Genomic DNA, 24,324 nt, shown 5'->3' on the forward strand with positions numbered 1-24,324 from the left:
CTGTCAACCGGCGACCGCCAGGGCGAGCGGAAGCACCTCGGGCGCTCCCGCCCGACGCAGCTCCCGGGCCACCATCGTCATGGTCCACCCCGAGTCGACGAAATCGTCAACGAGCAGCACCGGCCCGGCCAGTCCGGCCAGGGCACCGGTCAGCTCCGACGACAGGGTCACCGAGTCGTACAGGGCGCGTACCCGTTGGGCGCTGTTGCCGCGTGCGCCGCCCCCGGCAGCCACCGCGACGGTGCCGAGCAGTGGCATTCGCCCCACCGCGGCGATCCGCCCGGCGAGCGAGGCGACCAGTCGCGTGTGACGGGAGCCGACCGCGACCACCCCGACGGGGCGACGCGGCCAGGGGTCGGTCCCATGCGCCCATTCCCGGAGCACCTCCACCACGGCGGCGACCACGTCGTCGGGCGCCTCCACGTCGGCCGTGTCCGGCCCGACGAGTTCGCGCAACCGCCCGCCCCAGCCGAGGTCGGTCAGGCGCCCGACGGCCCGACCTGGCAGCGCCTGCTCCGGGAGGGCGATCCGCCCCCGGAGCGGGACATCCACCGCGGCCAAGCCGGTCGGCCAGAGCTTTTTGGGGGCGATCCCGACACCGGAGCGACCGAGGAAGGCCTCGGCCACCCGTAGGGTGTCCTCGGACAGCTCCGCGGCGAAGGTCGGTGCGGCACATCGATCGCATCGCCCACAGTCGGTTGCCCCCGCGTCGTCCAGGCACTCCCGCAGATAGCGAAGACGGCAGCCGGCAGTGGTCGCGTACTCCCGCATCGCCGCCTGCTCGGCGGTGCGGGCCGCGGCGACCCGACGCAACCGGGCCTCGTCGTAGGTCCAGGGTTCGCCGGTGGCGATCCAGCCACCGCGTACCCGGCGGACCGCACCGTCAACGTCCAGAACCTTGAGCATCAGCTCCAACCGGGTACGACGCAGGTCCACGATCGGCTCAAGCGCCGGCGTGGAGCGGGGACGGTCGGTGGACAGGGCGGCCAACACCGACCGCACCTGATCCTCTGGCGGGAAGGCCAGCGCGGCGAAGTATCGCCAGATCGCGGCGTCCTCGGCACCACCGGGCAGCAGCAGCACCTCGGCGTGGGCGACGGCGCGGCCGGCCCGGCCGACCTGCTGGTAGTACGCGATCGGCGACGGTGGCGCGCCGAGGTGTACCACGAACCCGAGGTCGGGCTTGTCGAAACCCATACCGAGCGCGCTCGTTGCCACCAGCGCCTTGATCTTGTTGTCGAGAAGATCCTGCTCGGCGGCGCGGCGATCCGCGTCGTCGGCCTGGCCGGTGTACGAGGCCACGGAGTAGCCCCGGGACCGGAGGAACTCGGCGGTCTCCGCCGCCGCGGCCACCGTCAGCGTGTAGATGATGCCAGAGCCGGGGAGTTCATCCAGGTGGTCGGCGAGCCAGGCCAGCCGGTGCGCCGGGCCGGGCAGGTCAACCACACCGAGTCGCAGTGACTCCCGGTCCAGGCTGCCCCGCAGCACCAGGGTCTCGGGCTGCGCATCGGGCCCAGACGCCGCACCGGGCCGGGACGCCGCACCGAGCTGCTCGGCGACATCCTGGGTGACCCGGGCGTTGGCGGTTGCCGTGGTGGCGAGCACCGGCGTACCGGCCGGCAGGTTACCGAGGAACGTACGCAGCCGGCGATAGTCGGGGCGGAAGTCGTGCCCCCAGTCGGAGACACAGTGTGCCTCGTCCACCACGAGCAGCCCGGTGGTGGCGGCCAGCTTCGGCAGTACGGCGTCCCGGAAGTCCGGGTTATTCAGCCGTTCCGGACTGATCAGGAGCACGTCCACCGCCCCCGCGTGGATCTCCCCGGTGATCTCGTCCCACTCGTCGAGGTTCGCGGAGTTGATGGTCCGGGCTCGGATCCCGGCCCGGGCGGCCGCGTCGACCTGGTTGCGCATCAACGCCAGCAACGGGGAGACGATCACCGTCGGTCCGTGCTCGCCGGCCGTCCGCAGCAACGCGGTGGCGACGAAGTAGACCGCCGACTTACCCCAACCGGTGCGCTGGACGCAGAGCACCCGCCGTCGGTCTACCACCAGCGCCTCAATCGCCCGCCACTGGTCCTCACGGAGCCGGGCGTGCGCTCCGGCCAACCGCTGCAGGACTGCCTCAGCCTGCTCGCGTACCGCCGTTCGATCCTGGCTCATCCGGCATTTCTACCAGTGCCCCCCGCGCTGGCCGGCGGCCGTCGGCCTACCCGGCTATGTGAGGATCGACTGTGGCAGTCCCCTCAGCTGGAGAGGCAGCACGCATGACGCGGCGAACCTGCGCCACCCCCCTGGCCCGGCGGGTCACCGTCGGCTCAGCCACCGTCCTGGCCGCCGGTGTTCTGCTGACCGGGTGCGGATTGGTTAGTAGCGAGCCGCCACCGCCCCCCACCCCGAAGGACGCCCTGCTCGCTGCGGTGCCGGGCGAGAAGACACCGGCGTTCCGCTTCTCCGGCGTAGACGCCGTCGGCAGGCGGATCACCGGGGCCGTCGACCCGACCGGCAAGGGGATGGAACTGAACATCGCCCCGGCCGACGCCGAGGCCGAGAACGAAGCCGAGGCCGAGAACGAAGCCGAGTCCGAGTCCGAGAACGAGGCCGATTTCAGCCTGGCGATGTCCTTCCGGGTGGTTGACCAACGCTCCTGGTTGAGGGTGCACTTCGAGGACGCGGCCGAGCTGAACGAACTACTTGAGTTGCCGCGCCAGTGGATGGAGCTTGACCAGAGCAAGCTCTCGAACCCGCAGGTGTATGACGGCGCCGACATCGGCAACGCCGGCGTGATCATACGGGCGGCCGATGCGGTACAGCAGCAGGCCGATGGCGCGTACACCGGCACGGTCGACCTGACCGCTGGGCCGGAGATCGCCGAAGCGGTGGCTGAGGTGGATGTCGCCGCGTTGGGCGAACAGGCCACATCGATCCCGTTCACCGCGGTGGTCGGAAGCGACGGACACCTCGACACGCTGACGATGGAAATCCCCGCCGTTGACGAGCAGCCGGCCGCCGAGTTCCTGGTGCGGTACTACGACTACGGCAACGCCCCGGCGATCGCTTCCCCCACTGGCGACGCGACGCCGGCGCCGGATGTGGCGTACGAGATCCTGGGCGAGTGAGCGGACGGCGGCGAGGGTCCGCCGCCGTCACCGGCCCAGGACCGACCCGCCGTTGACGCCGAGGACCTGCCCGGTGACGTAGCCGGCGGACGGGCCGGCGAGGTAGCGGACCGCCGCGGCGATGTCGTCCGGGGTGCCGGCGCGCCCCACCAGCGTGTCCGCAACCCGCCGGGCGTGCCCCTCGGGGGTCATCCGGCCACCGAAGAACTCGGTGTCCGCGACGTACCCGGGGCTGACCACGTTGACGGTGATCTGCTCCGGCCCGAGCCGCACCGCCAAGTCGTACGCCCAGCCGTGCAGGGCGGCCTTCGCCGCCGAGTACGGCCCACCTCCGCCCCGCTGCGCCGCGATCGAGCTGACCAGAATCACCCGGCCACCGGGGCGGCGCAACGCTGGCCGCAGCGCCTCGGTGAGCAGGACGGCGGTGAGAACGTTCGCCTCGAGATTGGCCCGCCACTGCTCGGCGATCCCGACCAGCGTTTCGGCCTCCCCACCGAGGTAGCCCCCGGCGTTGTTGACGACCGCGTCCACCGCTCGGCCTTCGACCGCCTCGACCACCCGGGGAACTTGCTGCGGGTCGGTCAGGTCCGCCACCACCGCCCGCACCGCACCGGGTCGGGCGAGATCCCAGGAGAGTCGAGCCGTGGTGGCCCGCAGCGTCTCCTCCCGCCGGCCCACGACGAGCACGTCGAAACCGTCCACGGCGAGCGCCTCCGCGGTGGCCGCGCCGATTCCGGTGCCGCCGCCACTGACCACGGCCAGCCGCTCGCCCATGCGCCATCCCCCTCCGAAGCCACCGTCGCTCAGGAGGTTAGCGGGGTACGCACCACGCCCGGGGGCCGCCGCCCACAGGTTGACCTGAACGCTCACAGAAAGTCGGCTTCTCGTCGCAGGTTGGCCTTCCTGACTGCCGTTTCCACCCCACTATCGACGGCGAAAAGTGAAGATTGTCGGGTGCAATGGCTGTTGCGGCGTCCCGTTCGGCTGGTGCCGATCGGGTTCGGCGCCACGGTCCTCATCGGCACCCTCACGCTGATGCTGCCGTGGGCGACCGGCCAGCAGCGGCACACGCCATTCGTCACCGCGCTCTTCACCTCGGCCTCCGCGGTCTCGGTGACCGGCCTGGCCGTGGTGGACACGCCGAACTACTGGAACGACTTCGGCCTGGCGGTGATCACCATCCTCACCCAGATCGGCGGCCTCGGCATCGTGACCGGCGCCACCCTGGTCGTCCTGGTGGTATCCCACCGCCTCGGGCTGCGTAACCGGCTACTCGTGCAGGCCGAGACCGCCCAGTTCGGCCTCGGCGATGTCCGCCGGCTGCTGTTTCGGATCGCCGCCATCTCACTGACCGTCGAAGCGATCATCACCGTCATCCTGACCCTGCGCCTGTGGGGTCGGTACGACTACCCCTTCGGCGAGGCGCTCTGGGTCGGCCTCTTCCACGCCGTACAGGCCTTCAACAACGGCGGCTTCACCCTCTACAGCGACGGGCTGATCGGGCTCTCCGGCGACGCCTGGCTCGTCCTGCCGATGGCGTTCGGGGCGCTGCTCGGCGGGCTCGGCTTCCCGGCCCTGTTCGAGGCCGTCCGTGGTCGGCGGCGCCCGGCGCACTGGTCGATCTCCACCAAGCTCACCATCTGGGGCGGCGTGACCCTGCTGGTCGTTGGCTTCCTCGCCCTCCTGGCCGCCGAATGGTCCAACCCATTCACGCTGGGCATCTACCCGTGGCCGGAGAAGCTCCTCGCCGCGTTCGCCCAGAACGCGTTCTTTCGTACCGGCGGCTTCAACGTGATCAACATCGAGGCGCTCGGCGAGGAGGCCATCCCGGCGATCATCGCATTGATGTTCATTGGCGGCGGGAGCGCCAGCACCGCCGGCGGCATCAAGGTCAGCACCTTCTTCCTCCTCGCCTTCGTGATCTGGGCCGAACTGCGGGGTGAGCCGGATGTCACCATCCGCCACCGCCGGGTCGCCACGGCCAGCCAGCGGCAGGCGGTCACGGTTGCGTTGCTTGGCGTGGCCATCGTGGTCGTCGGCACGGTGACGTTGATCCTGCTGACCGAGGGGACGCCCCACCACGTGGCGCTCTTCGAGGTGACCTCGGCCTTCAGCACGGCGGGCCTCTCCCTGGGTATCGCCCCCGACCTGCCCGACAGTGGACAATATGTACTTATTGTCCTTATGTTTATCGGCCGGGTCGGGCCACTGACCCTGGGGTCGGCACTCGCGCTGAACACCCGACGACGGCTGTACCGCTACCCGGAGGAGCAACCCATTGTCGGCTAGGGCAGACAAACACAGCGGGGTCATCGTGGTGGGGCTCGGACGCTTCGGCTCCCAGGTCGCCGACACGCTCGTGCAACTCGACCATCCGGTCCTCGCCATCGACCATGATGCGGAGCGGGTGCAGCGGTGGGCCAACCGAATCGACCGGGTGGCACAGGCCGATGCCACCGAAGAGGGGGCCCTGCGACAGCTCGGCGCGGAGGACCTCGAACGCGCCGTGGTATCCATCGGCGCCTCGATGGAGGCGAGCATCCTGTCCGTCCTAGCCCTCGTCGACCTGGGGATACCGCAGATCTGGGCGCGGGCCCGCTCGCCGGAGCACGCGAAGATCCTCACCTCGGTCGGTGCGCACCACGTGATCTTCCCCGAGGCGGAGGCCGGCGAACGGCTGGCCCATCTCATCGTCAGCCGGATGCTGGACTTCATGGAGTTCGGCGACGACTTCGCGATCGCCAAGGTCCGCACCCCGGAGAGCCTCACCGGCCGCCGGCTGCACGAGCTGAACCCGGAGGACCGCCACGGAGTACGGGTGGTAGCGGCGAAACCGGCCGGGAAACGGTTCCAGGCGGCCACCGACGAGACCGTACTGGCCGCTGGCAGCATGCTGATCGTGGAGGGCAGCATCGAGCAGGTGCAGGCGTTCGCCGCGCTCAGCTGACCGCGGCGAGACCGGCCAGCCGGCGGGGATCACGCGGTCGCGAGTAGCTGGTCCACCGGGGCGTAGTCGTCGGTCAACACCAAGGCGTCGCCGACGAACTCCTGCAGCGCCGCGCCGTCCAACACGACCGCGCCCGGGTCAACCTCGTTCAGCCGCTCCCGGACCGCGGCCAGCGGCAACGGCGCGTCCGAGGCGACAATGACGAAGTTGGAGCCCTGCTCACCGGCGAGCGCGGCCGGCGGAGCGATCAGGGCCACCTGCCGGAACTCGGCCGCGACGGTGGCGACCTCACTGCGGATGAAGCGCAGGGGCGGATAGTCGATGACGTTCTGCACGTACCCGCCGCCGGGACGAATCACCCGACGGACCTCGGCGGCCATCTCCCGGGTGGTGAGGTGCCACGGCACCACCAGATGCCCGAACGCGTCCCCCACCACCAGATCCTGGCTCTCCGCCGCCTCCGCCGCGACCAACATCCGGGCGTCCCCCACCTCCGCGCGCAGCTCCGGCCCCTGCCGTACGCCGAGCTTCTCCTCGCCCAGCTCGACCAGCCCGCCGTCAATCTCGAAAACCACGTTCTCGGTGCCCGGACGGGTGGCGGTCAGATACCGCGGCACGGTGAAACCACCTCCGCCCAGGTGCAGCGCGTCCAGCCGACGACCCGTCGGGGCGATGACATCGGCGACCGCCCCGATCCACCGGGTGTATGCGAACTCCAGGTGGGTCGGGTCGGCCAGGTCCACGTACGAGTGCCGGGCCGAGTTGAGCAGCAGCGTGCGCCCGCTCGCCCGGCCCGGGTCGGTCTCGACGCGGGCGCAGTGGTAGGCCGTCTCGATGTCACACGGGTTCGGGGCGACCGTGGTCAGACCGGCGCCGAGCAGGCCGAGCACCGCCAGGCTGGCCGACACCCGGGCCGGGCCGGTCAGCTGCTCGCCCGCCGTCCGCCGGAGCCACCCGCCGAGGATCACCCCGCTCAGTCCCAGGGAGACCGCCAGGCCGAGCAGGATCACCGTGCTGGGCAGTGCGGCCACCAACACGAAGCCGGTGACCAGGGTGGCGGTGACCGCACCCAGGGTGCCGATCGAGGAGAGCCGGCCGACGACCTGGCCGGTACGGCGCAGGTCGGACAGCTGGAGTTTGACCACCATCGGGGTGACCGCCGACAGCAGCATCGCCGGCACGAAGACAGCCAGCGCGACGAGCAGCAGGATCGCGGAGGCCGCCCCGCCCCGCAGCACCTCCCCGGCGTACCGGACCGCCGGCAGGGTCACCGCGGTGGCGATACCGGCCAGCACCAGCGCCGGGGCCAGCAGGGTACGCGGGTCCCGGCGGTCCGCCAGCCACCCGCCGGCCCACGCCCCGTACGCGATCGCGGCCAACGCGATGCCGATCACCGAGCTGGTCACCTGGAGGGTCACCCCGACGTACGGACCGACCAGGCGCAACGCGGCCGTCTCCAGCACCAGAACCGCGCCGCTGGAGAAGAAGACCAGAAACGCGGCCAGCCCCTTGGGCAGGGCTGGACCAGTCGCCGACCCGGGTCGGGCCGACCGGACGGGAGTCTGGGACGAGGCAGAGTTCACCCGCGCGATAGTACGCAGCGAGACTGGCCGGCCGAGTCAGTACATCGAAACATGAACGTGATTGGTGTGATCAGCGGCGGGGCTCCCGCCGCCGCTATATGCTCGCCAACCGGTATTAGGCATCCATATTTGTCGATACCAGATGACGTACATCACGCCGAGTCGGCTCGCGTTGTTCTTCAGGTAGGTTGCCAGCTGGTCACCGTACGCCTTGTCGCCGCCGGTCGCCGTGACGTCCTCGAACCCACCAGGGGCGGCGGAGAAGTCACAGGCCTTCCCCTTCGGGTGCTCGCCACTGCCACCGCTGCGGTAACAGGAGACGTGCCGTTTGAAACCGTTCGCCTGCGACTGCTTGAGCATGTGCAGGGTGCGCGGAGAGATACAGCCTGAGGTGGTCGGATCGTTGACCGAGCAGGACTCCGACGGCCAGGAGCCGTCCGAGTTTCGGGGCGCCGACGCGGCACTGGCCGAACCGCCACCGAACCCGGAGCCGCCACCCGAGCTGACCGCGGCAAGCGCCGCCTCCGCCTTCTTCTTGTTCTTGGCCAAGACGTCGAGCTGCTTCTCCTGCTCGCGGATCTCGGAGTCAATCGCGATCTTGGCGTTCTCCGCCGTCTCCCGGACCTCGGTCAGCTCGCGCACCCGACGGCCGTCCCGCCGGGCCATCACGTCCAGATTCATCGCCCGATTCAGGAACTCGTCGGGCGACGCGCTCTCCAACAATGTCGCCATCGGGCCGATTCGACCCAACCGGTACGACTGCGCGGCCACCTCGCCCACCTGGGCGGTCAGGTCCGTCAGCCGCACCTCGACCGCCTCCAGCTCCGTGGTCAGCTCCTTCTGCCGACGCTTGGAGTTCTTCAGCTCGGCGGTGGCGTCGATATGCGCTTTGGCGGCGGCCGTCAGCGCAGCTCGCAACTTCTCGCTGCCGCCCTCATTGGGTTCGGCCTGAGCCGGCACGGCGCCGAGGAGCACCGCCACCGCCACCGCCGCCGCCACGAGGACAGTCAGCGGACGGGAACCCTCGCGGGGCAGAACTATGCGCACGGTGGATCCTTCCCGGCTGCCGTCAGCCCCCACGACCCGCTGGTCGGCGGTCCCACCGGCGCCGCACGGCGGCCAGCGGGCGGAGACCGTCGGCCACAATACCGGACCGAGCGCGGCTGTGAGGACCCCTCAAAATCGGCTGGTGCGATGCGGGCTGACGCTGGGTAGCGCATGTCATCACACACCGATCGGAGCGTGACGGCGGGTAGCGCACACCGTCACGATCCGCCGAAGAACGCCTCCTGGACCGCCGCCCAGACCCGCTCATCCGCCGCGACGAGCAGGCCCTGCCCCTCGACCCCGGGGTGGTAATCAGCTCCGTCGAAGCGCCGGGCGACCCCACCGGCGGCCCGGACCAGATGGGTGCCGGGTACGTGGTCCCAGGGCAGGGTGTGCCCGTAGAGCACGAACTGCTGCACCCCGAGGAGCAGATCCAGATACTCCCGCCCGGCGCAGTGCTGGCCGGGCAGGAGCTCGCCCAACCGGGCACCGGCCGCCTCCACCCGCGGACGCAGGGCCGCCGGCAGGTAGCGAGACATCGCCGCACCCCGTAGCCGGCCCAGGTCAGCCGGCGCTCCGGCCGTACGCACCGCACGGCCGTTCACGTACGCCCCCGCTCCGGGGCGGGTGGCAGCGAGTGTGCCGACCAACGGGTCGAACACCCACGCGGCGCTCGGTTCCCCGTCGATCAGCAGGGCCACCATCAACACGAACGGCGGGCGACCGGCAGCGAAGTTACTGGTGCCGTCGATCGGGTCCACCAGCCACACCGGACCAGCCCGGTCCAGGTGCCGTAGCAGCTCCGGGTCCTCGGCGACGGCCTCCTCACCGACCACCACCGAGTCGGGCCGCAGCCGGCGCAGCCCCGCCGAGATCAGCTCCTCCGCCCGCCGGTCGGCGACGGTAACGAGGTCACCGGGGGCCTTCTCCTCGATATCGGCTTCGTCCAGCCGGCGGAACAGCGGCAGCACAACCTGGTCGGCCGCCGTACGCAGGAGCGTGCCGACCTCGTCGAACAGGTTCTCAGTCACGGGACGGACGTCGCTTCTCGACCGCCTCCCGGGCCACCCTTCCTCATGTCCCCGTTCTACCGCCTCCCAGTGCGCGCCGGGCTCATCCGGGAAATCCACGTTGACCGACGGCGGCAGCCGGGCCGGGAGCACCGGCGCCTTTCCTGCCGTGGTCGAGGGGTTCGGCCGGACGGACCGAACCGCCAAGTCGCTGTCACTCGCGATAGTAAAAGTCAGCGGCCTCAACGGAACGTGCGGGCGCGTTGATCTCCAACGGCTCCCCATGATCACTCATCGTGGTGGTCGTCGTCACCTTCGGGCCGTCGCCGGGGGTCAGCTCCACCTCGATCGAGGTAACCCAGCCCTGGTCGTCAGTGGTGATCGTGAAGGGCGACGGGGGCATGGCGATCGAGACGATGCTCGGGGCACCCACGGGGAGGAACGACTTGATGCCTCTGCCACTGGGCTCGAACCGGCCGGTGTAGGTGTGGGTGCCGGTGCGCTGCGCCGAGACGATCGACGAGGTGAACGCCGTCATTCCGGTCGGGTCGGCCCAGTCGAAGCCCACGAATAGATCGTCCGGCTCCACCCGCTTCAGATCGACGTGCACCCACTCCTCGTCGTCGGACGGCCGCTGGTAACTGTCGGTGCCAACGACGACCCGGCTCCCCGCCGACGGGTACTTTCCGCCGGTGACCGAGATCGTGGCCCGGAAGCGCTGCTGCTCCAGGTCGAGGGCACCGCTGCCCTCCACGCTTCGCCCTTCGGGCAGGCTGCCGCGCACCGCGTACCGGTGGGCAACCCCCTGAGACCGCTCCAGCGCCGCGACCAACTCACCGCGGACATCCGGTGTTGGAGACGGAGCGACGGTTTCCGCCGGGGCCGGACTCTCGGTCCGCGTGGGCTCCGTCGCCCGAGTGCAACCGGCAGCAAGGAGCAGGCCACCGGTCAGACCCACGGTAACGGCCGGGGCGGTTGTCAGAAGCGTGAGCAGTGCGGCGCTGACCTCGCTGCTCGCAGCGGCGTACGCGGCGGCGAGACAGACGGCCGGCACGCCCACGGATGGGCGCTGGTGTGCCCGAGGCCGGTGTTCGTAGCCGTGCCCGCCCACGGCACATGACCCCGGATACGGCTGTTGGCCGGCACCCATGTCGGGTGCCGGCCAACAGCTTCTTTCCCCCTTAAGGGTTAGGTCTGATGGTGGTGCCGGGGTCAGCTGGTCCAGTGTTCGGCGACCAGCTCAGCGGCCTGGGTTTCCCACTGGGCGTAGTGGAACGGGTACGCCGACACCTGGACGGTCTGGGCGGCCTCGGTCAGGGGCATGTCCTGCCAGCTGTCGACCTGCTTGAGCCCGTTGAGGAAGGCGGTGGTGGAGTATTCGGGGTCGGTGATCTGTTCCACGGTGCCCCAGCCAGACGACGGGCGCTGCTGGAATAGGCCCTGCGAGTCGTGGTCGTTCCGCGCACCCAGGTGACCCAGGTTCTCCAGCTTCGACTCCTGCAGGCTGGTGGCGATGGCGACGACGGCGGCGCGTTCGTCCATGCCGGCCTTCTTGGTGGCCTCGATGATGGCCTTCACGTTGGCGGTCTGCTCGTCGCCCAGGTCGATGCGCGACTGCTTGCCCTGGGTGCCGTGCGGGATCAGCGTGTCCATGTCCGGCTTCGCGACCTGCACCGCCGCTGCGGCGGCCGGGGTGGCGGTGGTGTCGGTGAGGGTGGCCAGGGGGCCGGCGACGACACCGGTGGACAGGGCCAGACCAGCGATACCAAGGACGCTACGACGCAGAATCGTGTTCATGAGGTGTGCTCCATTCGGGAGTCGACGCCCACGCCCGAAAAGGGGGGTTCAGGGTGGGTGCGAGCACCGTCGGGCGCTCAACAGAACAAGAAGAAGATCCTCAGACGACCGCGGCCCTGCGGGGCTCTCGGTGCCGGGTCCATGTGTAACGACCGGCGGGCCGCCAACATTCCGGGGCTCACGCACCGGCGACACCCGCCACGGGCGGGGCGCCTCCTCGGTCGTACGCAGGGTGTAACGCCCCGACGCCGGCCGAGATTCCGCCACCACCATGACCCCAACAACACCCCAAACAGGCATCAACCAGACACTGATGACGTCGAGGGCGGCCCGCGGCGAAGTGAGGAAGGCAGGGTCGTCGAACGGCAGATGCCAGCCGAGGAGCTGGTGCTCGCCGGTCAGCCGTTGCAGGGTCCGACTAGATGCAGTACGTGGCCGCGCCGCCATTACCATCGCAAGGTGCACACTGAGCCATACGCCGTCGCAGTGCCGGAGGCGGTTCTGGACGATCTCCGAGAGCGCATCCGACGCACCCGTTGGCCGGACCCGGCGCCCGGGGAGCCTTGGGGCCAGGGCGCCGACCTGGATTACCTGCGCGGCCTGCTGGCCTACTGGGCGGACGGTTTCGATTGGCGGGCACGGGAGCGGCAGCTCAACCGATACGAGCACCGCGTGGCCGAGGTGGAGGGCGTACGCATCCACTTCGTCCACCACCGCGGTGCCGGCGGTGGGGTACCGCTGGTCCTCACCCACGGCTGGCCCAGCATGTTCGTGGAGCTGCTCCCGTTGGTGGACCGCCTCGGCGGCGAACAGTTCGACCTGGTCGTGCCGTCCCTTCCGGGTTACGCCTTCTCGCAGCGTCCTCCGCGCACGGGCGTTGACCGGGCGTTCGTCGCCCGCCTGTGGCACCGGCTCATGCAGGGCCTGGGGTACAAGCGGTACGGCGCGCATGGTGGCGACTTCGGCGCCGGGGTCGCCACCCAGATGGCGCTGTCACAGCCCGATCGGATGATCGGCATCCATCTCAGCACGCCGGAGATCTGGCCGTACACCGGGCCGGACACGCCGCCGCTGTCGGTCGAGGAGCAGGCGTACGTCGACCACGTCGCGCGTTGGGACGAGACTGAGCGCGGCTACAGCGCCGTGCAGTCCACCCGGCCGCAAACCTTGGGGTACGGGCTGAACGACTCTCCCGCCGGGCTCGCGGCGTGGGTGCTGGACAAGTGGCGCTCGTGGTCGGACAGCGGCGGCGACCTTGACGCCCGGTTCGGCCGCGACGCCCTCCTGACGATGCTGACCATTTGGTGGGCTTCCAGGTCGATCACTTCATCGATGCGGGACTACTACGACAACCGCTGGTACGGCACGCCGATCGGGCCGGCGGACGTCGTCCGGGTACCGACCGCGATGGCGGTTTTCGCCAACGAGTTCGTGCCTGAAGGTGAACCGCCACGCTCTTGGTACGAGCGGCTCTATCAGATCCAGCGCTGGACGGTCTTCCCGCGCGGCGGCCATTTCGCTGCGGCCGAAGAGCCGGACTTGCTGGCCGGCGACATCACCGACTTCTTCGCCGACCTGCGATAGGCATGGCAGGCACGGCGGAACAACGTAACCACGATGGTCGGGCAATACCTCCCAGCCGAGACGGCGTGGTCGAGCACTTCGTACTGGGTGATGTCTGCGTGGCACTGGACTTCAGCGGTCACGTGCAGGTCATCGCGGACAACCGCGTGAGCCTGACGGCAAGCTCAGAGCGAGCCGAAGCTGACCCGGCGCGACGTAGGGCCCGGTCCGGGCGACACGCTCCGCCACAACCGGCGCCACCTCGAACATCGCCGCCACTCTGAGCACCGACTGCGGACCCGTGTTCTGCAAGGCCATTCGGACCGCTCACCCCATGTCCCGGATGCATCGCATGGAAGCGCGTGTCAATCCATGGCTCCCGGACACGGCACCGCGACTACGGTGGGTCGTCGAATCCGAGGGCTGGCTGGCCCTCGGATTCGACCACGTGGAGGGCCGGCACCCGGACCTGACGCCCGGCTCGGACGACCTGCCGGCTATCGCCGATGCTCTGACCGGGCTGTCCCAGGGGCTGACGCCCTGCCCGCCAGTTCGCGTCCAGCCCGCCACCGTCCGATGGCGGAACAGGATCGCCCCGGACCTTATCGACGGTCAGACCCTGTGCCACACCGATGTCACGCCGCTGAATTTCCTTGTCGGTCCGGGCGTGGTACGTCTCGTTGACTGGTCCATGCCCATTAGGGGTGCCGCGTGGATCGATGCGGCTTTGATGATCGTCCGACTCATCCGGGCGGGCCACACGCCAGCGCAAGCCGAGTCCTGGGCAGATCGGATCCCACCCTGGAAACAGGCATCCCCAGAGGCAGTCGGGGTCTTCGTGTCCGCCCTCGCGGCCCTGTGGGAGCAACGTCTACGTGAATACCCAGTCCCCCACCGAAGGCAACTGGCGGAGGCCGCCCAAGCCTGGGCGGCCTCCGCATCCACTATGAGGCCCCTGGCAGAGGCTTGGGCATGGCCTTCTGCATGGCCACTCTTTGATGGTGATGAATTCGGCATCTGTCAGCACGTGCACAGCGGTCGTCGCATCGGGGCTGTGGGTCTGCTGGTGTCTCGGCGCCGGCGACCGCAAAGCCATCACCGCGTCAGGCGCCAGCACGATCGATGCCGTGCTGGCCGACATAGGCCCCCGGTGTCGCGAACCGAGGGGCTTAGACGTTTGCGTTAGCGCTGTTGGCACTCCACGAACGACTGCCGCCAGGCAGCGTGCCCTTGCACGGGTGCGCCAAGACTCCGTTAGGCGTCCTCAGTCTTGAGCTTGCCGTTTACGTAGGGCTGGGCTGGCCGCTCGAAGCAGGCCCCCGACACTCGCGAGGAAATCGTGCGGACATGGCGGAATCCCTGCTTGCGGTAGTAGTCGTGTAGCCGCGTATTGGTTGTCCAGGCGTCCAATCGTAGCCACGTCAGGCCGGCGTCATAGGCCCGACCTCCTGCCCAGTCCAGCATTTCGCCGCCCAGGTGGCTACCCGAGTGGATCAGCGGAATCATCATCTTCGCGGCATACAGCGCGTCGGCGGGGTCGTCCTCCGGGTACCACAGCGCCTCGGGGTTCCGATCCGGCTTCCATAGGCCGTCTACGTCCACGTACGCGGTCAGGGTAATCGTGGCCACGGGAGTGTCACCCTCCCAGACCACCCATGTCTGTCCAGCTGAAACGGTCGATGCCACAGCGGACCGTGGTAGGGGGATCGACCACTGCTCCTCACCTCGTCCGGCAAGCCATGCCACGCGTTCGCGTCGCCAGCTCATGATGGCGTCGACATCGCTCAGCCGGGCAGGAGTAATGATCATTCGTGTGCTTCTTCCGGTCGGAAGCGCGCGATGATATCGGCGTCGCCGTGAGTACTGACGATCCGGTTTCGGTCGCCGGCAAACGGGGTGATGGACACACGGATTGGCCGGTCAGCGGTGTATCCAGTGCGGATGTAGTGCAGCACCGGCGTGCCAGGTTGTAGCCGTAGCAGCGTGGCCTCCTCCGGCGTGGGCATCCGCGCGGCGTACTCGTCGTAGTAGGCCACCTGCGGGTATCCGCGCTCGGACAACAGCCTGGTGGTGCCCTGCGGGATGTCCCGGGGCGACAGCAACTCCGGAACCGCCTCGACCAAGTCCATCGGGTAGTAGGTGTCCTGCACCGAGGATGGCTCGCCGTTGACGTAACGGACGCATCGGCGCAGCGCTGCGGCGGACTCGGATTCCACCTGGAGACGCCTGGCCAGGTCCGGCGGCAGAACCTCGATGGTCAGCCGGAACTCCTGTGCCGCCTCGTATCCCTGCTGCTTCACCTCCGAGCGCCACGCGTCCGTCTCGGCCCATGGGCTGGGCATCTCCGCGCGGTGCGCGTGGAAGATCAGCGTAACCTTCTCGCGGACCCGCATACCGCCAGTGCGTCCCGGCAGCCGCTCGATCAGCCCCTCATTGACGAGCAGTGCGGTGGCGTCACGGACCGTGTTGCGCGAAACGCCGTACTGCTCCTGAAGTCGGGCCTCGGTCGGGAGCCATGCGCCCACCTCAAGATCTCCGGAGACGATGCGCGCTCGGAAGTCGTCTGCGATCTGACGGTACTTGGGTTTCGCCACGCTCCCCACCCTCCTGGTTTGGTCCCAACCAATTTAACCGGATGAGCCGGACGGGCTTGACTGTGCTCCAGCGTGCTGAAATCGTTGGTATGAAACCAACGTTACGGGTTGTCGGGTGATCGTCACCGAGGGAGCGGGCATGGACGGTGAGGGTAGGCAGGCCACGCCGGCCAACCTCCAAGCGGGAGAACTCTCCCGGGAGATGGAAGGCGTTAACCGCGTACTCGCCAACACCGCTGTACTGCTGGCTGGTCTTGACCAGGCCGACAGCGCGCGGGATCTGAGAAATCTGACGTACTCCCCGTTGCGCACCGCAGTCGAGCAGGCTGTTGATTCGGCCGCTCGCGTGACGGAGTTCTTGCGGGCGCAAGCCCGGATGTAGACCGGGCTCAGGTTATTCCACCCCTCCGCGAAGCGACAGCCCTACGCCCATCAGTCCGGATGCGCTGTGGGACCGCCCACTTCATTGGAACTGGAGGGGTAGTCCCTCCAACACCATCAAGGAGACCCAATGCGAATTCGCTGGTTCCGCCGTCGAAGGGGTAACCCGCCAGCACTGGCGCGCTGCGCTAGCAAATCTCACAGCCCTGCGTTGACGCAGCGTGCTAGGCCGGTCAATCTGCCGGCGTGGATGACCCAACCCACCGTCGCCAACCCCCAGGTAGGCCGCGTCGGCTGGCTTACCCCGGCGCAGCAGTGGCGAGCCAACGGAGGCCGCTGGTGATCGCGCACCAGCCGCCCGTCCGAAGCGCCGACAGGCGAGACTGAGGGGACGTCGATGGTTGTCGCTGCTATTGCCGTCGTCGTTGGGCTCGCCGTTGGCGTGGTCCTGGGCCTGGTGACCAAGAGCCGTTCGGGCAGTTGGTGCCCCCGGTGTGGTGACCTCAAGCGCTGCCTACGTGACCACCACGCGGGCGGGAGCCGGCCGTGATCCGCGCACACGACCCGATGCGCCCGCTGTGGCGGTGCCGGGCCTGCGGCGCCGACTGGCCCTGCCAGCCCGCGCGGCTCGCGTTGTTGGCTGAGTATCGCGGCAGGAGGTCAGCGCTGCTGGCCCACCAGGGCAAGCTCCTGGCCGAGGCAGCTGATCAGCTATCCCGGCTCAACGGCACCAGGCCGGACCTCAGGGAGAGGTTTGTCGACTGGTGCTGGCGGGCGGAACCCGACCACCCCACAACCAGCGCCTTCGAGCCGGGAGACCTGGACCTGGACCTGGTGTTTCGCGGAATCGAAATGATCATCCGTAGCCACTGGGGAGGCCGGACCTGCCCCCGGTGCGCGAACAAGGGTTGCCCGCATCTCGACTGGGCCGACGGCTGGCTGGCCCGACTACGACGATCACCGCACGGCAATCAGGCAGAGCACCCCGGGCAGCGTTCCGTCACTACTTCCAGCGGAAGTGCACGAATAGCCGGCCGAAGTTCTTCGAGTCCTTCTCCACCCGATGGTAGAGCGCCTTGACGTCCTTCTGATCAAGGAACCGGAGCACCCGCTTCTTGAGCTGGCCGGACCCCTTGCCGGGGATGATCTCCACCAGGGTGGCCTTCTTCGCCACCGCCTCATCGATGATTCCGCGCAGGGCCCGGTCGATGTCGGCACCCCGGTTGTAGATGTCGTGCAGGTCCAGCTTCAGCTTCACCGCCGGGCCTCCGCCACGTCGACTCCGTTGCCAGCACCATCGTAGGCGGCGGGGCGGGCGAAGGGCCGCCCGGTAAGGGTCAGCGACCGACCCGGGCCTGCACCCGGCGCAACGCCGCCTGATAGTCCGCGTTGCCGTGGTGCATCGCCGCCGCGATCCGCAGATGCCGCAGCGCGTCGACCGGCCGATTCAGCCGCTCCAGCGTCCGACCCAACACGTGGTGGGCGTAGTGGTCACTCGGGTCCCGATCAACCAGCTCGCGTAGCTGCTCCTCGGCGCGGCTGAGCTGCGCCGAGGAGAAGTACGCCCGGGCCAGCAGTTGACGCACGGCGGTGTTGCCGGGCTCGGCCGCGAGGATGGGTTCGAGCAGCCGAGCCGCTTCGGACGGGTCCCCAGCTTCGAAGCACCGGGTCGCCCGTCGATACTCGGCCAGCAGATCCATCCGACCCACCCCCTCACCTGTCGTGTCGGCACCCTGCCACCACCACCGGCACCACCGCCACGGTGGGCACACCATCCAGACGGAGCCTGCCGGCCTACCGGTTGAGGATAGGTTCACCGACCGAGGGCGGGAACCCGAAGCGATCCACGGCCGGTCTCCGCCGGACGAGACAGGGGCATACCGGGGCGATTTCCGGGTAACGGGCCGCCGGAGGTGGGCCATGGTCGCGCTGACAGTGAACCCGCCCTCAGCCCAACGGCTGCGGGCGGTTGACGAATTCCTCGCCGAGGCCTGGACAGACCAGGCGCGGCACGACAGCCGGCTGCGCGATCTTGCTGTCGAGGTGGAATTCGACCGGGGCGTAGCCCACCTGACCGGAGAGGTCGCGGAGCCGGAGGACCTACGTCTGGTGCGGGATCGGGTCGGCCGGCTCGCCGGGGTCCTGGCCATCTGGGCCCGGGTCCGGGTCGGCGGCCGAGATCCGGTCGTGGTGGACCTGGGCTGCGGGGGGACCAAACAGTGGCCGGACAACCTGGGCCTGGACATCTACCCCGCGGTCGGGGTCGATGCGGTAGCCGACCTGTCGCGCACCCTGCCCCTGGCCGACAACTCGGTGGACGTCTTCTTCGCCGTCCACATCCTGGAGCACCTGATCGACTTTTTGCCGTTGGTGGACGAGGCGCACCGGGTGCTCCGACCCGGTGGCGTCCTGCACGTGATGAGCCCCTGGTGGGGACATGTCAACGCGGTCGCCGACCCCACCCACGTACGGCTGCTCGACATCCAGACCATCAAGGGCATCTGCTTCCAACGCCCGCCGGACGCTCCGCGCTGGTACCCCCTGCACGCCGGCTGTGACGGGGCCAGCATCTTCGCCGACCTGACCCTCCTACCGCCCGATGGGCCCGCCCCCACCCCAGCCCACCTGGCCCGCTTCTTCGCCTGAGCTCAGTCGGGCTCGGGACCGACCCGGGTGGGATCGGGCGCACTCGGGGCGCGAAGTGGCCGCTCCAAGGGGCTGGTCAGCGCGGATGGGGCGACTCCAGCGGCGAAACGGGTCGAATCAGCGGCCAGGTCCGGGTGTTCGACGCCGAGGGCAACCGCCGCCGCCTCTCGAAGGCCCAACCCTGCGCCCTCACCGTACGTCCGGTCGAAGCTGACATCGCCGAGCGCCGCGCGCACCTGCGCCTGCCACCGCGCAAGGTACTCGCCGTTGATGCCCGGCACCGCGCCCAGGGCGGCCCCCCGCGCCTGGGCCGCGCCGAAGAGACGGGCGGCGGTCAACGGATCGCCCCCCGCGGCACAACGCACCGCGATCGCCTGCATCGTGTCACAGGCACGGCGGTGGAAACCGTGCGCCATCCGGGACCGCAGCGACGCCAACAGGTGCTCGTGCGCGGCGATCAGGTCACCCCGAGCGAGCGCCACCAGGCCAAGCAGCATGTCCACCGTCCGGCGGCCCCGTTCCACCGGGCGTCCCGCCTCGACCGGGCGGGCCGCGCCGAGCAGCTCCGCCGCCTCGTCCAAGGCACCCCGACGCCACAGCAACTCCGCCAGGCTGAGGACGGCGAAGAGGGCGTCGTCCACCACCTCCTGCCGCTGGGCCCAGTCAATGACCTCCCGGCACACCTGTTCCGCCTCGGCGAACTGCCCCAGGTCAACCAGGGGAGCCGCCCGGCTGGCCAGCACCCGGGCCAGCAGTCCGGCATCGCCGGCCCGGCGGGCCACCGTCTCCGCCTGCTCCGACAGGCGCAGCTCCGCGCCGAAGTCGCCGTCCGCCCCCGCATGCAGCGAATGCGCGTGACGCGCCGCCGCCAGCTCCACGTCCGGGATGCGCTCACCGGTCTCGACGCTCCGGTCATACAGCCGGGACAACCAGAGCCGGCCCTTCCCGGCCAGGCCCCGCTCCCGCCACCACTGGTCCATCCCGACGACGAGCGCGAGCCCCGCCCGGGCGCTACCGCCCGTCGCGCACCAACGAAGCGCGGCTCGCAACTCCCCGGCGAGCGGGTCGAACGCGTGCAGCGAGAGCGTTACCGGCCGGCCGTCCGGCCCCAAGCCCAACCGCTGTAACGCGTGTGCGGACCAGGCCACGTGTCGATTCCGCGCCGCCGGCTCCTCACCCGCCGCCACCAACCGGCCGGCCGCGTAGGCGCGGATCGGGTCGAGCATCCGATAGGTGCTACCACCGATCTCCGGCTCGGCCAACACCATCGACTTCTCCACCAGCACCGACAGCGGATCGAGCTGGTCGCCGTCCAACAGCCACTCCACCGCTGCCAGATCCACCGGCCCGGCGAACACCGCCAGCCAGCGCAGCAGCCGGGCCGCCCCCGGGTCCAGCTGCTGGTACGACCAGCGGAGGTTCGCCCGCATGCTGTAATGCCGCACGGCAAGCCCGGTCTCGGAATCACCCCGGCCGGCGTCGAGGGCGCCCAGAACGTCGTCGAGACGGTCGGCGAGCTGCCCGACCGAGAGCACCCGCAGCCGGGCAGCGGCCAGTTCGATGGCGAGCGGCAGGCCATCCAATCGCCGTACGACCCGGCGTAGGTCCACCCACTCCGCCGGGTCGGGCCGCCGGCCGCCCCGTGCCGCCGTGGCGCGATCGAGCAGCAGGGCAACCGCGTCGCTCTCCGCTCCGGCCACCGGTGGGTCGACCGAGAGTGGAGGAATTCGCCACACCACCTCGCCGGGAAGTCCGAACGACTCCCGGCTGGTCGCGAGCACCCGCACCCCCACCCCACCGGCGAGCAGCTGGGAGATCACCTGGGCGGACGCCGACAACTGGGCGTCCCCGGTGTCCAGCAGCATCAGCATCCGGCGGGCAGCGGCGTACTCCACCAGGGTGTCCACCATCGAGCGGCCCGGTTCCGGACGGAGGCCGAGCCCGGCAGCGACCGCGTACGCCACCAGCCCCGGCTCTGCCACCGTGGCGAGATCAACGAACCAGACACCGTCCGGATGGGACTCGACCAGGTCGGCGGCGAGCTCCACCGCCAGCCGGGTCTTGCCGGATCCCCCCGCGCCGACCACCGTGACCAGGCGGTAGCTCTCCACCAACCGGCGCAGTTCGGCCCACTCGGCCTGCCGACCAACGAACGAGGTAACCGGGGTAGGCAGGTTGTGCGCCGCCGCGTCCGCGGTGCGTGGACGCGGGAACTGCTGCTCCAGATCGGCGGCGGTCAGCTGGAAGAGGCGTTCCCGGTCGTCGAAGCCACGCAGTCGGTGCAGGCCCAGGTCGAGTAGGGAGGCGCCGCCGGGCAACGGGTGGGCGTGCCGCGCGGTCGCCGCGGAGCAGAGCACTTGTCCACCGTGCGCAGCGGCGGCGATCCGAGCGGCCCGGTGCACCTCTGCGCTCACGTACTCGCCGTCACGGGGCTCCGCCCACCCGGTGTGCAGCCCCATCCGCACCCGCGGGGTGGCGTCCGGGGTTGGCCAGTCGTAGCTGGTCAGGGCACGTTGGGCGGCCAGGCAGGCGGTCAGCGCGGCGGACGCGTCGGCAAAGGCCAGGAAGAACGAGTCACCCTCGGTGAGCAGCTCCGCCCCCTTGGTGGCGACGATGGTCCGGCGCAGTAGGCGCCGGTGTTCCCGCAGCACTGGCCGGTAGTCCGGCCCGAGCAGTTGGGCCAGCCGGGTGGAGCCCTCAATGTCGGTGAAGACGAAGGTCACCCACCCGGTCGGGAGGTGGATCCGTGGCGACATGCGTGGAACCTCCGCCCAGGACGTCTGGTTCATGCTGCCTGAATCCAGTCCGTCACATATCGCGAGAATGACGGCCCGGTTCTGCTCCAAAGTGCCACTCCGCGCCGGCGTCGGCAAGCGCGGGTGAGACGTTGACGAATCGAAACCGGTTTAGCAGCCGCAGCCCCCGCCGCAGCAGCCCCCACCTGCGCTGGGAGCGTTACCGCCAGATCCGCTACGGCCAATTGTCGCGACGGTGGAAAGGAGTTTGACCGTCTCGTCGTGCCCCTGCGGGCAGCGGGCCGGCTCAGCGGCCCGGGCCATCGGCCGATTGACCTCGAAGGTGCCGCCGCAGACGCGGCAACGGAACTCGTATCGGGGCATGCTTGCAGCCTACGACCGCTCCGGACGACCAACCGAACATGGGTAATACTCGACTGGTGGTGGACGGCGAGGAGAACCAGACCCTCCGGCCCCTGCGCCCGGCCATACCGGGTGGGGGAGCGCAGAGTGGATCCGGCGTGGCCGCCGGTCGACGGCCCGGGCCGGTGCCCCGGCCGCGCCGACCGTGGCGGCAACCGCAGACGGACCCAGACGCAGAGCCGACGCGGGTCGACCCCACCGGTACGGCGACAGATTCCAACGCACCCTCCCACCCCGACGCTGACCCGGCCAACAAGAACAAGCCGTCAAGTCCCACCAGCGCTGGCCCCGCCGACGAGGACAAGCCGTCAAGTCCCACCAAGGCTGACCCCGCCAACGAGGACAAGCCGTCAAGTCCCACCAAGGCTGACCCCGCCAACGAGAAAGAGCCGTCAAGACCCACCGAGCCGGCGGAGCCGACGCGGCCCGCGAGCGCCCGGCGCCGCCGGGTCCCCTTCGCACACGCCCTCCGGGTCTCACCCACCCGATTGGCGGTCGGCGCAGCACGATCGATCCACCGCTGGTCACGCCGCCCCAGCGGCCAGCTCACCCTCCCTGGCGGCTTCCTGCTGCTCCTGGTCGCGGCGACCGTGGCGGCCGGCGCCCTGCTGTTGCCCGCCGTGGTGCGCCCCGGCCAGGACGACGCTGGCGCCATCGCCGGCGCGACGCAGTCCGCGCCGGACGGACTGTCATCCGCCGGCGCCCCGCCCCCCTCCGACGCCACGTTGACCGCCCCACCCCCCAACCTCGGCCGTCCCGCCGACACGCTCACGAGTTGGGCAGCCCAGACCGGCGCGAAGGTCGGCATCGCACCGGTCGCGTTACAGGCCTACGGCTACGCCGAACTGGTCCTCGCCCAGACCAACCCCAGCTGCGGCCTGCGCTGGACCACGCTCGCCGCGATCGGGCACGTCGAGTCGGCGCACGGGCAGGCCAACAACGCCCGGCTCGGCACGGATGGGCGGGCGGCCCCGGAGATCATCGGCCTGCCACTGGACGGGCAGGGCGGACGGATGCTGATCCGCGACACCGACCGCGGCGCGCTGGACCAGGACACCACCTACGACCGGGCGATCGGGCCGATGCAGTTCATTCCGACCACCTGGGAGGAGATCGGGGCCGACGCGGACAACGACGGCCGTAAGGACCCACACGACATCGACGACGCCGCCATGGCCGCCGCCAACTACCTGTGCAAGGGCGGCCGGAACCTGACCACCGGCACCGACTGGTGGAACGCCATCCTGTCGTACAACAACGTGCGGCAGTACGCCCAGGACGTCTTCGACAAGGCCAACCAGTACGGGCAGGCAAGCCGGGGCTGACGTGATCATCCACGTTTCCGGGGACTCCCCTACTTCCCCCGAGCAGCGGTAGGCGGCAAGCTAGACGGGTGATGATGCGCGAATGTGATCTTAAGGCCGCGTCGTCCGCCGAGATGGTGTCCCTGCTGGACACGTTGAACGCGGTCCTCGCCGCCGATCTGCCGCAGGACCCGCCCTGGCAGGGGAGCTTCCTGCGGGAGTATCTGACCGAGATGATGCCGGGCGAACGACGAATCGCCTGGGTGGCCGAGGCCGACCCGGTCGGGCCCGGCGGGGTGGCCATACCGGGGATGGTCAACGTGCTCCTGCTCGGCAGCATCGGCGTGCTTGAGGTGCTGGTGCACCCGTCGGCGCGCCGCAGCGGTCTCGGCCGCGAGCTGGTCCTGGCCGCTGCCCGCCGGGTCTACCAGGAGGGGTTTCAGACGATCGGCGTGGAGGTGGTCGGCGATACCCCGGCCGTCGCCTTCTTCCAGGCGCTCGGCTTCACCCGAGAGTTCGTCGAAACCCGCAGCGTGCTCCACCTGGCCGGAGTGGACTGGGCGGAGCTGGGCAGGACCGCCGACGGCGTCAGCTCGGGGTACGACATCCAGTTCCACCCCGGCGGGCTGCCCGACCAGCTCATCGACGCGTACGCGCGGGCCAAGGCGGAGGCGCGCGACGTCGAGGAGGGCGAGCTCCGCCCCAGCTCATACGACCCACAGCGGCTCCGGGACAGCCTCGACTGCCTGCACCGACGGGGGATGACCCCGTACATCGTCCTCGCGCTGCACAAGCAGACCGGGGAGGTAGCCGGGCTGACCGAGGTGGTGGTGCCGGCGCAGCATCCGACCCGGGCCGACCAGTACGACACGATCGTCGTACCGGCGCACCGCGGGCACGACATCGACCGGGCGATGAAGGCCCGGATGCTGTTGGAGCTACGCTCGGCCGAGCCGATGCTCACCGAGGTGCAGACCTGGAACGCGCAGGACAACGAGGCGATGCTGAAGGTCAACGCCGAGCTGGGCTACCGCCCTGACCGGGAGTGGTACGAGTACAGCGTTGACGTTGCCGAGTTGGTGCACCGACGCGACGCCACGCGCCAATAATTCACCATCGGGCCCTTCAGAGGATAGAGCGAGGTAGGGCGCACCCTCTAACCTTCGCTCGTTCCCATC

At 69.8% G+C, this 24,324-nt stretch carries 21 protein-coding genes and 1 pseudogene; 9 read left to right on the forward strand and 13 right to left on the reverse strand.

Annotation, left to right across the window (positions count from 1 at the left end):
* Positions 1–3: 3 nt before the first annotated feature.
* Positions 4–2,160, reverse strand: coding sequence for a DEAD/DEAH box helicase (locus tag B118_RS0109505; protein WP_018812853.1), 2,157 nt, complete (start codon positions 2,158–2,160; stop codon positions 4–6).
* 104 nt (positions 2,161–2,264) lie between these two features.
* Between B118_RS0109505 and B118_RS0109510 the strand changes: the two genes are divergently transcribed.
* Positions 2,265–3,116 carry a hypothetical protein gene (locus B118_RS0109510; RefSeq protein ID WP_028192692.1) on the forward strand — a complete coding sequence of 284 codons (852 nt, stop codon included), beginning with the start codon at positions 2,265–2,267 and terminating at the stop codon, positions 3,114–3,116.
* Positions 3,117–3,143: 27 nt separating this feature from the next.
* Here the strand turns inward: B118_RS0109510 and B118_RS0109515 are convergent, their stop codons facing one another.
* The gene (locus B118_RS0109515; protein ID WP_018221509.1) at positions 3,144–3,890 is read right to left on the reverse strand and encodes an SDR family NAD(P)-dependent oxidoreductase; all 747 of its coding nucleotides are present in this window, start codon (positions 3,888–3,890) and stop codon (positions 3,144–3,146) included.
* Positions 3,891–4,070: 180 nt separating this feature from the next.
* Between B118_RS0109515 and B118_RS0109525 the strand changes: the two genes are divergently transcribed.
* Together B118_RS0109525 and B118_RS0109530 are read left to right on the forward strand one after the other, a co-directional pair.
* Positions 4,071–5,405, forward strand: a complete 1,335-nt coding sequence (locus B118_RS0109525) for a TrkH family potassium uptake protein (protein ID WP_018221510.1) — start codon at positions 4,071–4,073, stop codon at positions 5,403–5,405.
* On the forward strand, positions 5,395–6,063 hold the full coding sequence (locus B118_RS0109530) for a potassium channel family protein (RefSeq protein WP_026270995.1): 669 nt from the start codon (positions 5,395–5,397) through the stop codon (positions 6,061–6,063). Before B118_RS0109525 ends, B118_RS0109530 begins: the two co-directional genes overlap by 11 nt.
* A 29-nt stretch (positions 6,064–6,092) precedes the next feature.
* Here B118_RS0109530 and B118_RS0109535 read toward each other — a convergent pair whose 3' ends face one another.
* The 5 genes from B118_RS0109535 to B118_RS0109555 form a co-directional block, all read right to left on the reverse strand.
* Positions 6,093–7,646 (reverse strand): fused MFS/spermidine synthase, encoded by a 1,554-nt coding sequence (locus B118_RS0109535; protein WP_018812850.1) that lies wholly within the window; start codon positions 7,644–7,646, stop codon positions 6,093–6,095.
* 36 nt (positions 7,647–7,682) lie between these two features.
* Entirely contained in the window at positions 7,683–8,693 is a 1,011-nt protein-coding gene (locus B118_RS0109540; RefSeq protein WP_018221513.1) for a coiled-coil domain-containing protein, read from the reverse strand.
* Positions 8,694–8,911: 218 nt separating this feature from the next.
* Positions 8,912–9,724 (reverse strand): inositol monophosphatase family protein, encoded by an 813-nt coding sequence (locus B118_RS0109545; protein ID WP_018221514.1) that lies wholly within the window; start codon positions 9,722–9,724, stop codon positions 8,912–8,914.
* A gap of 193 nt (positions 9,725–9,917) precedes the next feature.
* The gene (locus B118_RS0109550; RefSeq protein WP_028192693.1) at positions 9,918–10,685 is read right to left on the reverse strand and encodes a hypothetical protein; all 768 of its coding nucleotides are present in this window, start codon (positions 10,683–10,685) and stop codon (positions 9,918–9,920) included.
* Positions 10,686–10,915: 230 nt separating this feature from the next.
* A complete protein-coding gene (locus B118_RS0109555; RefSeq protein ID WP_028192694.1) occupies positions 10,916–11,500 on the reverse strand; it encodes a hypothetical protein in 585 nt (194 codons plus the stop codon).
* 459 nt (positions 11,501–11,959) lie between these two features.
* On the opposite strand from B118_RS0109555, the gene B118_RS0109560 reads away from it, so the two are divergent.
* Positions 11,960–13,084, forward strand: a complete 1,125-nt coding sequence (locus tag B118_RS0109560) for an epoxide hydrolase family protein (RefSeq protein WP_026272432.1) — start codon at positions 11,960–11,962, stop codon at positions 13,082–13,084.
* A gap of 1,233 nt (positions 13,085–14,317) precedes the next feature.
* Here the strand turns inward: B118_RS0109560 and B118_RS0109570 are convergent.
* Positions 14,318–14,692 (reverse strand): GNAT family N-acetyltransferase, encoded by a 375-nt coding sequence (locus B118_RS0109570; RefSeq protein WP_238323890.1) that lies wholly within the window; start codon positions 14,690–14,692, stop codon positions 14,318–14,320.
* Positions 14,693–14,868: 176 nt separating this feature from the next.
* Positions 14,869–15,657: a GntR family transcriptional regulator gene (locus B118_RS0109575; protein ID WP_028192697.1), complete on the reverse strand. Its 789-nt coding sequence runs from the start codon at positions 15,655–15,657 to the stop codon at positions 14,869–14,871.
* Positions 15,658–15,772: 115 nt separating this feature from the next.
* Between B118_RS0109575 and B118_RS0109580 the strand changes: the two genes are divergently transcribed.
* Both B118_RS0109580 and B118_RS32750 read left to right on the forward strand, forming a co-directional pair.
* Positions 15,773–16,039, forward strand: coding sequence for a hypothetical protein (locus B118_RS0109580; protein WP_028192698.1), 267 nt, complete (start codon positions 15,773–15,775; stop codon positions 16,037–16,039).
* 566 nt (positions 16,040–16,605) lie between these two features.
* Positions 16,606–17,007: pseudogene (locus tag B118_RS32750) on the forward strand (flavin reductase); the annotation flags it as partial.
* A 34-nt stretch (positions 17,008–17,041) separates the two neighbouring features.
* Here B118_RS32750 and B118_RS0109585 read toward each other — a convergent pair.
* Together B118_RS0109585 and B118_RS0109590 are read right to left on the reverse strand one after the other, a co-directional pair.
* The gene (locus B118_RS0109585) at positions 17,042–17,296 is read right to left on the reverse strand and encodes a Smr/MutS family protein (protein WP_018221520.1); all 255 of its coding nucleotides are present in this window, start codon (positions 17,294–17,296) and stop codon (positions 17,042–17,044) included.
* A 79-nt stretch (positions 17,297–17,375) separates the two neighbouring features.
* Entirely contained in the window at positions 17,376–17,738 is a 363-nt protein-coding gene (locus B118_RS0109590; RefSeq protein WP_018811550.1) for a tetratricopeptide repeat protein, read from the reverse strand.
* Between the two features lie 220 nt (positions 17,739–17,958).
* On the opposite strand from B118_RS0109590, the gene B118_RS0109595 reads away from it, so the two are divergent.
* The gene (locus tag B118_RS0109595; RefSeq protein ID WP_028192699.1) at positions 17,959–18,684 is read left to right on the forward strand and encodes a methyltransferase domain-containing protein; all 726 of its coding nucleotides are present in this window, start codon (positions 17,959–17,961) and stop codon (positions 18,682–18,684) included.
* A gap of 2 nt (positions 18,685–18,686) precedes the next feature.
* Here B118_RS0109595 and B118_RS0109600 read toward each other — a convergent pair whose 3' ends face one another.
* Positions 18,687–21,473: an ATP-binding protein gene (locus B118_RS0109600; protein ID WP_018221523.1), complete on the reverse strand. Its 2,787-nt coding sequence runs from the start codon at positions 21,471–21,473 to the stop codon at positions 18,687–18,689.
* 117 nt (positions 21,474–21,590) lie between these two features.
* Positions 21,591–21,803, reverse strand: coding sequence for an FmdB family zinc ribbon protein (locus tag B118_RS30120; protein ID WP_028192700.1), 213 nt, complete (start codon positions 21,801–21,803; stop codon positions 21,591–21,593).
* 38 nt (positions 21,804–21,841) lie between these two features.
* Here B118_RS30120 and B118_RS0109610 point away from each other — a divergent pair, with 38 nt between their 5' ends.
* Both B118_RS0109610 and B118_RS0109615 read left to right on the forward strand, forming a co-directional pair.
* Complete coding sequence (locus tag B118_RS0109610; RefSeq protein ID WP_202902329.1) at positions 21,842–23,167, forward strand: lytic murein transglycosylase; 1,326 nt, start codon at positions 21,842–21,844, stop codon at positions 23,165–23,167.
* A 71-nt stretch (positions 23,168–23,238) separates the two neighbouring features.
* A complete protein-coding gene (locus tag B118_RS0109615; protein ID WP_018221525.1) occupies positions 23,239–24,255 on the forward strand; it encodes a GNAT family N-acetyltransferase in 1,017 nt (338 codons plus the stop codon).
* The last annotated feature ends 69 nt before the right edge of the window (positions 24,256–24,324 follow it).

It is taken from the genome of Salinispora pacifica CNR114 (assembly GCF_000514775.1).
GTDB classification, from domain to species: Bacteria; Actinomycetota; Actinomycetes; order Mycobacteriales; family Micromonosporaceae; genus Micromonospora; species Micromonospora pacifica.